This is a genomic window from Apibacter muscae, from assembly GCF_007845595.1.
Lineage (GTDB): Bacteria > Bacteroidota > Bacteroidia > Flavobacteriales > Weeksellaceae > Apibacter > Apibacter muscae.
Genome location: NZ_SELI01000017.1, coordinates 40,833 through 57,312, shown reverse-complemented (window position 1 = coordinate 57,312; position 16,480 = coordinate 40,833). Strand labels below are relative to the sequence as shown.

12 protein-coding genes are annotated in these 16,480 nt (G+C 28.9%); 6 read left to right on the top strand and 6 right to left on the bottom strand.

The features are described from left to right. Positions 1-3: 3 nt before the first annotated feature. Positions 4-750 (top strand): 3-oxoacyl-[acyl-carrier-protein] reductase, encoded by a 747-nt coding sequence (gene fabG / locus ETU10_RS04795; protein ID WP_146310287.1) that lies wholly within the window; start codon positions 4-6, stop codon positions 748-750. Positions 751-825: 75 nt separating this feature from the next. After that, positions 826-2,499: a 2-succinyl-5-enolpyruvyl-6-hydroxy-3-cyclohexene-1-carboxylic-acid synthase gene (menD, locus tag ETU10_RS04790; RefSeq protein ID WP_146310285.1), complete on the top strand. Its 1,674-nt coding sequence runs from the start codon at positions 826-828 to the stop codon at positions 2,497-2,499. Between the two features lie 92 nt (positions 2,500-2,591). On the opposite strand, the gene ETU10_RS04785 is transcribed toward menD, so the two are convergent. After that, entirely contained in the window at positions 2,592-4,013 is a 1,422-nt protein-coding gene (locus tag ETU10_RS04785) for an OmpA family protein (protein ID WP_146310283.1), read from the bottom strand. A 107-nt stretch (positions 4,014-4,120) separates the two neighbouring features. Further along, on the bottom strand, positions 4,121-4,531 hold the full coding sequence (gene folK / locus ETU10_RS04780; RefSeq protein WP_146310281.1) for a 2-amino-4-hydroxy-6-hydroxymethyldihydropteridine diphosphokinase: 411 nt from the start codon (positions 4,529-4,531) through the stop codon (positions 4,121-4,123). Positions 4,532-4,799: 268 nt separating this feature from the next. Between folK and ETU10_RS04775 the strand changes: the two genes are divergently transcribed. From ETU10_RS04775 to rodA, 4 genes are all read left to right on the top strand, one after another. Beyond that, a complete protein-coding gene (locus ETU10_RS04775) occupies positions 4,800-5,828 on the top strand; it encodes a rod shape-determining protein (protein ID WP_146262350.1) in 1,029 nt (342 codons plus the stop codon). Between the two features lie 27 nt (positions 5,829-5,855). After that, positions 5,856-6,683 carry a rod shape-determining protein MreC gene (gene mreC, locus ETU10_RS04770; RefSeq protein WP_146262351.1) on the top strand — a complete coding sequence of 276 codons (828 nt, stop codon included), beginning with the start codon at positions 5,856-5,858 and terminating at the stop codon, positions 6,681-6,683. Positions 6,684-7,204: 521 nt separating this feature from the next. After that, positions 7,205-9,235 (top strand): peptidoglycan D,D-transpeptidase FtsI family protein, encoded by a 2,031-nt coding sequence (locus ETU10_RS04765; RefSeq protein WP_146310279.1) that lies wholly within the window; start codon positions 7,205-7,207, stop codon positions 9,233-9,235. Further along, entirely contained in the window at positions 9,228-10,469 is a 1,242-nt protein-coding gene (gene rodA, locus ETU10_RS04760) for a rod shape-determining protein RodA (protein ID WP_146310277.1), read from the top strand. The genes ETU10_RS04765 and rodA overlap by 8 nt, the downstream gene beginning before the upstream one ends. 2 nt (positions 10,470-10,471) lie before the next feature. Here rodA and recG read toward each other — a convergent pair whose 3' ends face one another. The 4 genes from recG to ETU10_RS04740 form a co-directional block, all read right to left on the bottom strand. After that, positions 10,472-12,577 (bottom strand): ATP-dependent DNA helicase RecG, encoded by a 2,106-nt coding sequence (gene recG, locus ETU10_RS04755; RefSeq protein WP_146310275.1) that lies wholly within the window; start codon positions 12,575-12,577, stop codon positions 10,472-10,474. Between the two features lie 68 nt (positions 12,578-12,645). Beyond that, positions 12,646-13,965 (bottom strand): TlpA family protein disulfide reductase, encoded by a 1,320-nt coding sequence (locus ETU10_RS04750; protein WP_146310272.1) that lies wholly within the window; start codon positions 13,963-13,965, stop codon positions 12,646-12,648. Between the two features lie 53 nt (positions 13,966-14,018). Next, positions 14,019-14,279: a hypothetical protein gene (locus ETU10_RS04745; protein WP_146310270.1), complete on the bottom strand. Its 261-nt coding sequence runs from the start codon at positions 14,277-14,279 to the stop codon at positions 14,019-14,021. Between the two features lie 15 nt (positions 14,280-14,294). Beyond that, entirely contained in the window at positions 14,295-16,418 is a 2,124-nt protein-coding gene (locus ETU10_RS04740; RefSeq protein WP_146310268.1) for a hypothetical protein, read from the bottom strand. Between the last annotated feature and the right edge of the window lie 62 nt (positions 16,419-16,480).

Genomic DNA, 16,480 nt, shown 5'->3' with positions numbered 1-16,480 from the left:
AATATGAAATTACTTGAAGGAAAAACGGCAATTATAACTGGAGCTACCCGCGGGATAGGAAAAGGAATTGCTAAAGTTTTTGCTGAACATGGGGCTAATATAGCTTTTACCTATGCTTCATCTGAAAGTAAAGCTAAAGAACTTGAAAACGAATTATCTTCCATAGTTAAAATTAAAGGATATAAATCGGATGCTTCTGATTTTAATGCTACACAAAAACTAATTGATGATGTTCTTGCAGAATTTGGAAATATTGATACGGTAGTTAATAACGCTGGTATTACTAAAGATAATTTAATTCTTAGGATGAGCAAGGAAGAATGGGATGAGGTCTTAAGGGTAAACTTGGATTCAGTTTTTAATCTTACCAAAGCTGTTACTAAACCTATGATGAAGCAAAAAAAGGGTTCTATAATTAATATGAGCTCGGTTGTTGGTATTAAAGGAAATGCAGGTCAAAGCAATTATGCAGCTTCTAAAGCTGGAATAATAGGATTTTCTAAATCTATAGCGCTTGAATTAGGTTCTAGAAATATTCGTTGTAATGTTGTCGCTCCTGGATTTATAGAAACAGAAATGACGGAGGTATTAGATGAAAAAATTATTCAAGAATGGAGAAATAACATTCCTTTGAAAAGAGGTGGAACACCAGAAGATATTGCAAATGCCTGTCTTTATTTAGCCAGTGATTTATCAAACTATGTTACAGGCCATGTTTTAAATGTCAATGGTGGATTATTAACATATTGAATTTAAGTATTAAACTTAGTATAAGAGATTAAATAAGGTATTTAATCTCTTTTTTATTTAAAATTTTAAAGAATTATGTACAGTACAAAAGTTTCTGTTCAATTATTGGGTGAAATGCTTTACGCATTTGGAATTAACGATATTATTATATCACCAGGCTCTAGAAATGCTCCATTAACGATTCATTTCACGCAAGACACTAGATATAAATGCTATAGTATAGTTGATGAAAGATCCGCTGCTTTCTTTGCCTTAGGAATGGCTCAATCCAAAAAAAAACCAATTGTTATTTGTTGTACAAGTGGAACAGCTTCCGCCAACTATTATCCAGCAATTATTGAAGCTTATTATCAAAATATTCCATTGCTAGTATTGACGGCTGATAGACCAGAAAATTTTGTTGATATCTTTGATGGGCAAACCATTAGACAAAAAAATATTTATCATAATCATATTTATGGAACATATCAATTATCTGAAGGAAATGACGACCGATCGATATATGATAATTTTTCAACTATCAAAGAAGCAATTACTCAACTTTACAATTGCTCTGGTCCCATCCACATTAATATTCCTTTTTCGGAACCATTATATGAATTAACTGATACATTAAGCATAAACATTGAAAAACTAGCACTTCCAAAATTTGCATCAGATAATTATAATTGGAACCATCTAATAAATAAGTGGAATTCTTATGAGAAAAAGATGATTTTAGTGGGAATGCAACAACCTAATCCTGAATTAAATTCTTTACTTGAAAGCCTTGCACGTAGAGAAGATACCATAGTACTTACTGAAACAACCTCAAATCTAAAGTCCGATTTATTTTACTCTAATATTGATCGGTATATTTCATCATTAACCGATAAGAATATTGATGAAGAATTTAATCCTGATTTATTATTAACTATTGGGCAGAATATTGTATCTAAAAAAATTAAAGTATTTCTAAGAAATTCAAATTTAAAAGAACATTGGCATTTAGATAAACATTGGCATCCAGATACTTATTTTTGCCTGACTGAGAAAATAAAAACCAATCCTATAAATTTTCTCAAAAAATTGGATGACCTACCATCTAAAGAGTCATTATACTCCACATTATGGTTAAATCACAAAAAAATTAAAAATTTAAAACACGATGAATTCTTAAAAAATTCAAGTTACTCAGATTTGAAAGTTATGGAGGTTTTAGATGCTAAAATTCCAAATTTTTATAATTTACAAGTGTCCAATAGCTCAGCCATACGATATGCTCAACTATTTAATTTTAATGCTAAAAATAAAGTCTTTTGCAATAGAGGAGCCAGTGGTATCGATGGATCAAGTTCTACTGCTATAGGATTTGCTTCAGTTGAATTAAATCCGACAGTTTTAATCACTGGTGATATAGGATTTTTTTATGATATTAACGCTTTGTGGAATAAGTATATACCCAATACATTCAGAATAATCTTGATGAACAATGGTGGTGGAGACATATTCAATATCATTTCTGGTCCTGATCAAATTTCAACTGCTTTAAATGAGTTTTTTGTAACTAAACATAATAGGAATGCTAAATTAATTTCGGAAGAATTTAATCTTATATATAAAGAAATAAGTTGTATTGATGAATTAGAAGATCATTTACCAATATTCTTTTCTTCTTCAAACCAACCTAAGATTTTGGAAATCAATACGAAGAATGCATCAAATGCTAAAATATTAAGGGATTATTTTAGTTTTTTAGAAAATAACTAAAAGATAAAATTTTGCTTTTCTATGTATTGTTAATATTAAGAAATAAAAAAACCGATGGGTACATCGGTTTTTTTATTGATAATAAAGATATATTAATTGGTTTCTTCCAATAGCTTAAATACCACTCTTCTATTCTCTTTATTCTTCCACTCTGGACATTTAGAGGCAGGATTACATTCTGGATTCTTTAAATCAGTCGCTCCCATACCTCTACCTGTTAATTGAGATGGACTAACTCCTTTTGATGCTAAATATTTAATTACTGATGCAACTCTTCTTTTAGATAGATTCATATTATACTCATGAGTACCTACAGCGTCCGTATGCCCTTCAACTAAGAAACTACGACCTCCACCATACTGTATAATAGCATCAGCCACTTGATCAAGAACAGGTTGTGAATCTAACGAAATTCTATCTGAATCAAAATTAAAGTTTATCCCTCCTAATTTAACGATAATATCATCATTTAAAGTTTTTGCTAACTGCTCTGGTAATGGACATCCATCGTTTGATGCCGGACCAGGAAAAGTTGGACATTTATCATATAAATCAATAACACCATCCATATCAACATCCAATGCAACTCCAGATCCATCCACTCTTGCACCTTTAGGAGTATTTAACTCTCTATCCCAATCATCACAAACTCCGTCGTCGTCTTTATCGCCAAAAACACAAACTTCAGATACTTGCTTATCTTCTAGAGTTTGAAGTTTTGTATAAATATCTCTTAATGGATCTACCCAGCCTAAGAATTCACTATGCTTACCTATTTTATAGTTAAGACCTAATGAAGTTGTAATAAAATTATCTGAGTCTCCACCTGGATGTAGATGAGCCCAAGGACCTGTTTCACCTGAACCATCAAAGGCATTGTCTCCTGTAATAACATACATGGCTTTTAATAATAAATCAAATCTATTATTTAATTTGTAAGCCAATCCTCCGCCGACTTGACCAAAAAATGATCCAACACCTAATTTAACATCAGCCATTTGAACATAATCTGGCCATCCACCGGCTATATCTTTAGTATATGCTTTATATTGAATGGTCCCAACACCTGCATATAAATGTAAAGCCCACCTATAATGAGACCTATTATCTACACGTCTAAATATCGAACTTAAATTTAAATCTCCTAATAAGCTTATACCTAAATAATCAGTATACGCTTTGATATCATCATCCCTGTAACCTTGATTAGTCTTACCATATTGCCCTAATAGGCTAAGCGCAAATGCATGTGAAATTTGTTTATTAATAGATAATTGGAAATCATATCCTGTTCTCCACTTACCACTAGCTCCGTTATCTATTGAAGTAAAATCAGAGGATTGTAACCATGGCAATCCTGCGTAAATGGATACTGACCAATCATTAAATTGTCTATCTGTATTATTAAAAGGCACATAGTCCGCCGTAAAATTCTCACTATTAACTGTCTGACTAAATCCTTTAAATCCTAAACAAAATAACATAAAGACAAAGAGAATACATCTTTTATTCATAACTGTTTTTAAATTAATAAATATTTTTCATTCTATAATTTGTAAATTTCAATATTATTATATTGGTCTGTAAAAGTATTGTTTTTTTTTTAATATAAAAAATATTTTCATTGCAATTCATATAAAATTTTAGTTGAAAATTTCCTGCTTTTCACATGCATTTGATGAGGCACAATAAGCAAATTTGATTTAAAACTTAAGTTGTTAAAATATACAATATCTATGTCAATAATTCTATCTTGATATCTGTCTTCAATTTCATAATCATATACTCTGCCCATTTTCTCCTCTATGTATTTCACTTCTTTTAATAAACTGAATGGAGACAAATGGGTTTCAACAATCAAACCTAAGTTGACAAAATTATTCGTAGAATTAAATCCTTCAGGTATAGTTTTATGGATAATAGTCTTTTTTAAAATAAGTCCAATATTTATCTTAATATGGGAAATTGCAACATTTATATTTGTTATTTTATCTCCAAGATTAGACCCTAGAATTAAAGTAGCTTTACTCATAGATATACTTTTAAAATCTAAAAATTAATCCAAAATTATATTTATAATTTATAATTTGTAAGATATTTTACTTTAAATTTTTAATTTTAATAATAATTAATTTAATCTGTCATTAAATAATATTAGTTAAATAAAATAATTTTCTGTCTTGTCATTTTTTTTAAAACAAGAAGTTATATCTTTGCAGATATCATTCTTAAAATATCTATGATATAGAATATAACAACTTAACTTTAATCATTAAATTTTACAACATTGATAATAATAAATGGGCTTATTTGATTTTCTAACACAAGAGATAGCAATTGATTTAGGTACAGCAAATACTTTAATCATTCATAATAATAAAGTCGTAGTTGATAGTCCCTCTATTGTAGCCTTAGACAGAAGAACTGGTAAGCCTATAGCTGTTGGTGACATGGCTAAACAAATGCAAGGAAAAACTCATGATGACATTAAGACTATAAGACCTTTAAAGGATGGAGTAATTGCGGATTTTGGTGCCTCTGAACATATGATTAGAGAATTTATTAAACAAATCCCTGGGATCAAAGGTAAAATTTTTACTCCTTCACTACGTATGGTTATATGCATTCCGTCTGGAATTACGGAAGTTGAAAAAAGAGCAGTTAAAGATTCTGCTACAAAAGTAAATGCGAAAGATGTTAAATTAATATATGAGCCTATGGCTGCTGCTATTGGTGTTGGAATTGATGTTACTCAACCCAAGGGCAATATGATTATTGATATAGGGGGAGGCACAACCGAAATTGCTGTTATCGCACTTGGAGGAATTGTATGCGACAACTCAATTAAAATAGCTGGAGATGTATTTACAAATGATATTGTTTATTATCTAAGAACTCATCATAATCTATTTATAGGTGAAAAAACAGCTGAACATATAAAAATGGAAGTGGGTTCAGGTTTAGAAGAATTAGAAAGCCCTCCAGATGATTTACCGGTACAAGGTAGAGACCTCATAACTGGTAAACCTAAAGAAATTATGGTTAACTACAAAGAAATGGCTAGAGCCCTTGATAAATCAATCCTTAGAGTAGAAGATGCTATTATGGAAACTTTATCAAGAACTCCTCCTGAATTATCCGCGGATATATATAATACAGGCATATATTTAGCTGGTGGAGGTGCATTGCTTAGAGGGCTTGACCAAAGGATAAGTAGAAAAACTGGTTTACCTGTATTTATAGCTGATGATCCATTAAGAGCGGTTGTAAGAGGAACTGGAATAGCTCTTAAAAACATTGAAAAATTTGAAAATTTTTTAATAAAGTAGCATTAAAAAACTTTTAAAATTGCATAAATGTCTGTATTATCTAAGTTCTTATTAAAAAATAGCAGATTTTTTTTATTTTTATTTTTACAGACCTTAGCTCTAACATTTACTTTTAGTGAAAATATCTATCATAATTCAATATTAGAAAATAAAATTATTTCCTTTAAAGGAAGTATAGATTCTAAAATTTCTAATTTTAAATACTATTTCAATCTTAAACATGAGAATGATAGACTTTTAAAAGAAAATAATTATTACAGAAATTTATTTTTAGGTAAATCTAAAAAAATTAAGCCCGAGTATATTGAAATATTAGATTCTACAAAATATAAACAGAGCTATCATTACACCCCAGCTGATATAGTTTCAAATTCAATTAACAGAGTAAATAATTATTTAATAATTAATAAAGGTACTAGCCAAAATATCAAACCTGAAATGGGTGTGATTACATCCACTGGAGTTGTTGGTATGATTGTTAACTCAACTCCAAACTTTTCAAAGGTTATGTCTATATTAAATAAAAACACAAAAGTTAATGCTCGTTTAAGATCTAATAAATATTACGGAACTTTGTTGTGGGATGGTGAAGATTCTAGAATCATGAAACTATCTGACATACCTAAGTATGTAAATATAAACATCGGAGATACCATCGAGACTGATGGTAAATCGAGAATTTACCCAGAGGGTATTCTTATAGGTAGAATAAGTAGTAAAACTATTGATGATGAATCTGGCAACTGGGACATTTCCGTAGAATTATTTCAAGATATGGGCAATATTCAAAAAGTATATATAGTTAATAACATTGACAGAGAAGAAATTAAAAGTTTGATTGATACCATTCAATAAATGTTAAATAAATCTTTTATATATAATTTATTCATTATTCCTTTATTAATACTGGTTCAGGTTTTTGTATTTAATAATATGTATTTTACAATATCCAATCATAAATATATACCTATTATATATATAATTTGGATAATTTTTTTTCCCTATGGTAAATCAGATAAATTTTTCTTTTTAATATTTTGTTTTTTATTAGGTTTTGGAATTGATTGTTTTTTAGATACAGGAGGCGTAAATGCTTTCGCATCTGTACTAATTGGATATTTAAGAACCCCAATAATACTTTATCTTTCTGATTTAAATAAAGAACTAAAACTATTAAGATTTTCAGACTTAAATATTATACAATTATTATTATACATTTTAATTTTAATTTTTATTCATCATTTCAGCTTGTTTTTGTTAGAAGTTTTTAAACTTAGTCAAATAATTTATGTGCTTAAAGAAACAGCAATTACTACTGTCTATTCTTTTATTTATATAATTATTTTCTATATTTTCTTTAAAAACAATTTTGAAAAATGAAAAAAAAACAAATTATAATATGGATATTAACAATATTCTCATTTATATTTATTATAAGAATAGCATATCTACAACTTTTAACTGAAAAATACAGACTAAACGCTGCTAATACATCTATTAAATCTGAATACCAAATTCCATTGAGGGGGTATATAATGGATAGAAATGGAAAAATTTTAGTAGGAAGTACACCTTCTTATGAATTAACATTCACAGAAATACACATGGAGAAGGATTTTGATACTTTAAGCTTTTGTAAACTTGTAAATATTTCAAAAGAGGATTTTATCTTTAAAATCAATTCATTAAAAGCTAAAGGTGGTAAAAATTATTCTAAATTAGTTCCCTACACTTTTATAAAAGGTCTTAGCAAAGAAGATCTTGCTAGAATTCAAGAAAAACTTTTTAAATATAATGCTTTTTCAATTATTAGAACGCCAGAAAGAAATTATTTTGTTAAATCTGCTGGAAATATTTTAGGGTTTGTTAATGAAGTAAATCAAAAATATATAAAATCAGATTCAACATACTATTTACCAGGAAATCTTGCTGGTATGGCTGGAGTTGAAAAATCTTATGAAAAGGATTTAAGAGGAATTAAGGGAATTAAATATATTCAAAAAGATAGAAAATCAAGAAGTATAGGTTCCTATAAAGATGGTGAATACGATCAAAAAATGCAAACCGGAAAAGACATTACTCTCTCCATTGATTATGATCTTCAAGAATATGCTGAAAAATTATTAACCAACAAAAGAGGAGGAGTTGTTGCCATCGACCCAAACAATGGTGAAATACTTGCTATGGCATCTTCACCAGTTATAGATCCATCTGTATTTATCGGTCGTGATAAAAATAAGCATATATATGCTTTACAAGTAGATTCTATAAATAAACCTATGTACGATAGGGCTGCACAAGCTGCATATCCTCCTGGTTCAACCTTTAAATTAGTTAATGGTTTAGTAGCCATGCAAATGGGTGTTATTGATGAAAATACTACTTTTGTTTGTAAGCACGGTTTCCATTATGGAAATAGAAAAATTGCTTGTCATTGTGGATACTTTTATACACCTATTAAAATGGATAAAGCAATTCAAAAATCATGTAACAATTATTTTGCTGAAACCTATGTGAAAATTTTAAGTAAATATCCTAATGATATTGAAAAGAGCATCAATGAATGGAGTGATATTATGAAAAGCTTCGGAGTTGGAGATTATATGAACAATGATCTCGCTGTCGGAAGCAGGGGGAATATACCAAATGCTAATTATTATAATAAAAGATATGGGAAAGACAAATGGAATATTTATACTATAATTTCTAATTCTATTGGGCAAGGAGAAATTTTAGCCACTCCACTTCAAATTGCTAACTATACCGCTGCCATAGCAAATAGGGGCTTTTTCTTTACACCTCATATAGTTAAAGCCATAAATGGAACCCCAATATCAGATCCTAACTTCATTAAACCAAAATATACAAAGGTTGATCGAAAGCATTTTGATATAGTAAATGAGGGCATGAAATTAGTTGTTTTAAGTGGTACTGGACGTAGAATATATACAAAAACGTTTAGCCAAGAAGGAAAAACTGGAACTTCACAAAATCCGCACGGTAGAGATCACTCTATATTTGTGTTGATTGCTCCCGCAGATAAACCTAAAATTGCAATAGCTGTTGTTGTTGAAAATGGTGGATTTGGGGGGACTTATGCAGGCCCCATAGCTTCTTTAGTTGCTGAAAAATATTTAACAGGAAATGTAGAGAGAAAATCCATGGAAGAAAGTATAATAAAAGCTAATTTCCAAAGTGAATATACTAGGCAATGGAATGATTATTTAAAAAGAATTGGTATGTATATACCACCTAATTTGCCTAATGAAGTTAAAGAGAAAATAAAAGAAATTCAACAAAATCGTAAAATTTCTTTTAAAGAAAGACAAAAGCTAATTCATACAATTATAAATTCTAAAATGTCTTCAGTTCCCGAAATAAATAAAATTAATTTAACTAATGAGTAAACTGTTCAGAGGATTAGATGGTCCCATGCTATTTTTATACTTATTAATTGCAATATTTGGTTGCGTTAATATTTATAGCGTTGATAGCAATCTTGGACAGAAACAAATTTCATGGCTTATAGTATCAATAATTTTAGGACTATGTACATTTTTAGTAAGACCTAAATTTTTTGAAAATTTTGCAGGATTATTTTATATTTTAGGCATACTATTATTAGCAGGAGTGCTAGTATTTGGTTCAGATATCAACGGTGCTAAGGCTTGGTATAGAATTGGTGGTTTCAGCTTACAACCTGTGGAAATTTCAAAAATTTGCACAGCTCTAATGCTTGCCAATTACATTGGTTCTCCAAATTTTAATATAAAAAGTATACAATCCTTAATTGTTTCAACAATAATTATTGGATTCCCAATAATATTAATTCTGCTTCAGCCTGATGTAGGTTCCATACTAGTTTTCTTAGCTTACCTTATAGCTTTATATAGAGAAGGGCTTTCTGGATGGATTTTCATTATTGGGGGGTATTTTGCAATTATATTTCTAGCTTCTATTGCTATATCTTCATGGATAATTACTCTTATAATAGTTATTTTTATTGCTATCTCCATTTTGTTATTGCGAAGAAAAATTAATTGGAGCCAACCCTTACATTTAATTTACATTGGAACATTTATTGTAATTTCCTCAGCTTTTAGCTTTTCTTCTTCATATATTTTTGAAAAACTACCTCAACATCAAAAAGATCGTATAATGGTCTTATACGAAGGAGAAGATATTCCTAAATATAGAAATAATATTGGGTACAATTTATACTTTTCTAAAACAGCTATTGGTTCCGGTGGTTTTTGGGGTAAAGGATATAAACAAGGAAGTGTTACTGCAGGAAGATTCGTACCGGAACAACAGACGGATTATATTTTTTGTACTGTAGGTGAAGAATGGGGGTTCGTAGGTAGTTGTATTTTAATAGTGCTATATGCTCTATTAATTACTCGAATTTATTTTTTAGCAGAAAATCAAAAAGGTATATTTTCAAGAGTATTTGGCTATTGCTTAGCTTCCGTATTACTTATACATTTTTTAATTAATATTGGAATGGTTATAGGACTTTTTCCTACTGTTGGTATTCCATTACCTTTTTTTAGTTACGGTGGCAGCTCCTTGCTAGGATTTTCATTATTTGTATTTATTTTTCTAAGGCTAAATTATTCTGATGCGAATAGACTAATTTAAAGTTAGCTAATAATAGACCATTGAAATTTATTTTTATAATTTTTTATAAAAAAATTTTTAATTGGCTCGTTTTTTATTAATTGAAGTTTGGGGTCCTCTAATAATAAATGGTCTATACATGACTTAGAAAGACTTACTATATCTTTATCCTGTAACAAATTAATTTTTTTAAATTCAATATTCCCACTTTGTTGAGTCCCTAAAATATTTCCTGGACCTCTGATCTCTAAATCAGCTTCGGCTATCTTAAAACCATCATTAGTTTCACACATTGTAAGAATTCTTTTTTGAGCTTCTGGTGAAAGCTCTGATTTTATCATTAATATGCAATATGATTGATCAAACCCTCTACCTACTCTCCCCCTTAATTGATGTAGTTGAGACAAACCAAATTTCTCAGCACTTTCGATGACCATTACAGTTGCATTAGGAACATTTACGCCCACTTCTATTACAGTTGTTGCTACCATAATCTGAGTTTCTCCATTTAAAAAACGATTCATTTCATAATCTCTATCTATCTTATTCATCTTACCATGAACTATACTTACTTGATATTCAGGCATAGGAAAAGATCTGGTTATACTCTCATATCCATCCATTAAATCTTTGTAATTTAAAACTTCACTTTCTTCAATTAATGGATAAACAAAATAAACTTGTCGCCCTATTTTAATTTGCTCCTTAACGAAACCAAAAACAGCTAATCGATCTGAATCCATTTTATAAAACGTTTTTATAGGTTTACGACCTTGTGGTAACTCGTCAATAATTGATACATCTAAATCGCTATAATAACTCATTGCTAAGGTTCTAGGTATTGGAGTTGCTGTCATGACTAAAATGTGAGGGGGAATCGTATTTTTTTTCCAAAGTTTTGATCGTTGCTCTACTCCAAATCTATGTTGTTCATCAACGATAGCTAAACTTAATTTTTTAAACTTTACCTTATCTTCTAATATTGCATGAGTTCCTAACAAAATATTAAGTTTCCCAGATTCTAAATCATTAAATATTTGCTTACGTTTAGCACTGGTAGTAGAACTAGTTAATAATTCTATAGTTATATCAAAATCTTTTAATAAACTTACAATACTATTGTAATGTTGCGTAATTAAAATTTCAGTTGGTGCCAGCATACATGCTTGAAAATTATTATCCATAGCCAATAACATACATAATAAAGCAACTATTGTCTTTCCACTTCCTACGTCTCCCTGCAAGAGTCTATTCATTTGCACATTTTTTTTCAGATCGTTTCTAATTTCTTTTATAACTTTTTTTTGAGCACTGGTTAAAGGAAACGGTAAGTGATTAGTATAGAAATTATTAAAATAATTTCCAACTTTTGGGAAAGGTGTTCCGGGAATTGTTGATTTTCTGTACAATTTTTGTAAGCTAAGACCCAATTGAAAAAAAAATATTTCTTCAAATTTAATTCTATATTCAGCTTTTTGCAGATTTATATAATTTGTTGGAAAATGAATTTCTTGATAAGCTTCTACTCTACTAATCAATCTAAAATTTTTTATAATGGGTTCAGAAAAATTTTCAAAAATTTTAGATTTTAATTTATCTAATATTTCTTTGATTATTTTTTTTATAAAACGTTGATTTATTCCTCGTTTTTGAATTTTTAAAGAATTTGAATAAACAGGATCTAATGCAACATTTTTAAAATTAACCTCTGAAAATTTTTCAACTTCTGGATGTGCCATTGTTAACAAACCATTAAACTTATTAATTTTACCAAAAATTAACACTTCTACATTTAAAGGAATGCTATCCATAAACCAATTGGTATATTTAAACCATACCAATTCAATTTTGCCTGAGCTATCTTCAAAAATAGCACTTAATGTTTTCCTTTTCTTTAAAACTTTTTCTTTAATATCAATAATTCTTCCTTTTAATTGTATTTCAATCGTTGATGAATTATTTATTTGACTTACTAAATAAATTTTACTCTTATCAATATATCTAAAAGGAAAATAATTAAGAAAATCTTCACAAGTATAAATATTTAAATGACTTTTAATTAACTTGGCTTTCTCAGTACCTAGACCATTTAAGTATTCAATTGGCGTATTTAAAGATAATTCATCCATTTTACAAAAATAAAAAATCGGATTTTATTGTATATAAAATCCGATTAGAATAAAATTAGTTTATTTCCTTATTTTATTTCCTTGCTAATTTCAGATATTTTTGAAGATATTTTTAATATTTTATTATTGCTATCAACTAAAATTAAGGTTGGAGTACCTGATATATTTAATTCTTTTACAAATTGACTGTCCCAATACAATAAATCTGAATCATTCAACCATGGCAATTCTTTAATGGCATTTTTCCAATCATTTTCATCGTAATCAACGGCTAAACCAATGATCTCTCCTCCAGATTTTTTAAAATTCTCATAAAACTCTTTTACACGTGGCATTTCATGTTGACAATGTCCACACCATGAAGCCCAAACCAATATTAATTTATACTTATTTTTTAAATCATATAATGATGAATATTTATCATTTAATTTACGAGTAAATTTAATATTAGGAACTTTTCCTCCTTCTTTAATAGAATTATTTACATAAATAACTTCCGATAATTCAGGAGTTATTTTACACGTTAAAGATTCTGCTTTTTTCATGTATTTTGTAAGCAAATCCTTCAATTCATAAGTGTTAAGAAAATTTATGGTTACAGCTAAAATATTTTGCCCTCTATCTGTCTCAGTATCTACTTCATTGAGTAAATTCTCAATTGAATGATCAAATTTTTCTTGCCATTCGGCTTGTGTTTTTGAAGAAGAAGAAGCTAAAGAGGAGGAAATATTAAGATAATTGTATATTAGTGACTTTCCTAGCCCTGAAGTTTCAAAGTATTCTCCTGAATTTTTAAAATGATTTAGTAAAGAATTCAAAGATTTTTGAGTTGGATTTGCTTCAGAATCTTTTACTAATTTCATAGCCTCAACATAATAATTTAAAAAAGGATAATTATCAATATCAATTTTTTTAGTAGATGATATATTTGTAATTTCCTTATCTAATGATTTATAAAATTCATCTTTTGGATTATACCAGTTTTTAATCAATTTTAATTGAGATAAAATATCTCCGTTTTTAATCTCATAATTAATAAAGTCTTGGTATTTATTATTTATTAAGTTTCCTGGATTTGAAACTTCTAAATCACCATCAGACATAATTTCAGCCTGAAAATCTATATCTGAATTATCTGCAAGAAAAGAATAGTTTTTCTTAGCATCAAACAAAGACATTTCTACAACACCTGTATAATTTTCTTTTACAGGTAATGAAAATTTACCATTAGCGTCCGTAGTAAGATCTCCTATTACAATACCATCTAAGGATTTATTTATTTTAATTACTACTCTTTTATTAGGATAATTATTTATTGTTCCTTTAAAAGTGAATTGCGCATTTGCGAATATGCTTGCAAATAAGCACCCCATTAATATTTTTTTCATAAAAAAAGCCTTGCTATAATTTAACAAGGCTAATTTATGAATTATAATTCTTTTTAAACTAATTTTTGTTTTCTGTATTTAACTATATAAATCATTAAAGCTACTACAGTTAATAATAAGAATGGCACTACAAAGTCGATAGGAGTATTGTCATAATCTTGTTGTCCAACATCGAATGGAGAAATACCCACTGCTTCGTTGGGGGTTGGTGGTGCACTTATTTCTGAATTTTCAATAACTATTTGTAGTGGTGTATAAGCAAAAGAATTTACATGTAATAAAACTATGAATATAAGAGCAAAAATTTTTCTCATCTTTTCTTATTTAAATTATTTAACTATTTTTTTAATGATTTTTTCACCTGTTGTCGGATTAACTATAACAATTACATAAACTGATGAATAGTTATCAAAAATTGGTAATAAATAATCGATTTGTGTATTTACATTTTTCTCATTAGATATCAATTGCCCTACTACATTAAAAATAGTTATATCAGCTTTTTTCCAATTAGAATTAAACCTAACCTTGTAATCAGAACCTGACTTATAAACTGAGGTTGAGTTAATAGTATTCGAATTATTTAGTGAATTATTATTATCATCTACAACTGTATCATTTATGATATTATCATCATTTGTAACTTCCTCGCTAGAAATTAATCCGCTATCTGACCAAAAGATCTCAAATCTATCATTAGTAGAATCTTCAAGATTCACAGAGTATGTAAAGTTTTGATCGATTTCTTTTACTATATTGGTGGCTTTATCATGAAAATAAAATTTAGCATCTGGGTTTGGATAATTAGTTTCATTCATAGATAATGGAACTTGATTTAATCTTAATTCAGAGGTAAATGTAAACCTTTTACCCTTATCTTCCCCAGATATATTAACACCTACCGGTATTGCAACCTTTGAAGAGGCAACATTCATAGTGTTAATATATAACTTTGAATTTTCAAATCCTGGATTAATTCCACCTTCTTTAGATTCTGGAATTGTATATACACTTGTAAACACATCTCCGTCAAATGGCAAACTTGCTTCAACATCATTAAATTGTCCAGTAGTAAATTCATCTGCTGTAGCTAAATAGGTGTTAGAAATCTTATCTTCAACCGACATAATCAAATTTAGTTGATATAAATCTTCAACTTGTGAACTTGAAAATGAACTAACTTTTGTTTTACTTGCTGCAGTTACAGTACTAGAAATAGGTTTTTTAGGATAATCAAAGGTTTGAGCTAAACTAGCATTTTGTGAAAATAAATCCAAATTAGTTTTATTATTTTCTGGATTAGTTTTTATGATAAATGTAGACATTGGAGGTATAATAGTAACTTGATCAATATCTCCAGTTAATTGTCCACCAACTGTACGAGTTACTAGATAAAAAAGTGCATCTTCTCTTGAATTAGCTTGAGAGTACACGGTCACACCTCTTGATACAGCTGCACCTATCATTCCATCAAAATTATTAGTCAAAGTTGCTAAATTTAAGTTTGAAGTATAGGGATTAGTGGCATATAAAATATTATTTGCAAAACCAACTTTTTCTAATTCCTCGTTAGTAGTAGTTGCAGAAAATTTATTACCTGGAGTTTCAAGTTCTTTTAAAGCAAACGGATCTTCCAAATACGTGTAGTAACGCACTCCGTATGCAGATTCTCTTATCCCATTTCCAAAATTGTAATTCTCTACAATCTGATAGGGTAATGAATTAGGAATATTTTCTTTTTGTCCTGCCACATATGGAATTCCTTTAAAGTTAGTTACACCAGTAAAAGAGCTAGGATTAACACCTTTAAAAATTTCACTTCTAACGATATATCTTTTACCTAACTCTAAATGCGATTGATTTTTATCATATGGATCCCAACGAAGTCGGTTATTATAGTTCCATACAAATAAAGGATGAGAATTCCACAATTGTGACTTATTGTAGCAATAAGCCCTAGCACCTTCTTGCCATGGAGGTGCACATGGCAAAGAAGGAGGAGTAACATTATCATTTCCCGTAATGTCTTTCGTTAACTGGCTAAAAGTATAATTTACAAAAGGGACACCAAAATTTATTTGAGATTTTTGAGCAGTTAATTCATCAGTTATTCTTTCCAATAAATTCTTTTGGACTGTTATCTCTTTAGTATCACCAGCATCTGCCTTAGAACCTGCTGCTGTTGCTGATTTTATAATTAATTGCCCATAGTTGGAGGTATCTGTATATGTTAATACAAACTTATCTGCCGAAGAAGAAGTAATAGTGCCTTCGGAAATTTCAATATTACCTTCATTGGTAAATACTCCGGACGTATTAGAAACCTTCACATCTCCAGTACTATAAACAAGAGTATTAGGACTTACATAAACCGAAGCTCCATTCGTAGAAGTTATTTGCGCCTCTACAAAAATAGAACCTAATAAAAGCAAGGGTATAAATTTTATTTTCATTTACTAAATATTTATTTTTAATATGTTATAAAAAAGTAAAAAATATTTTTATGCAAATCTAA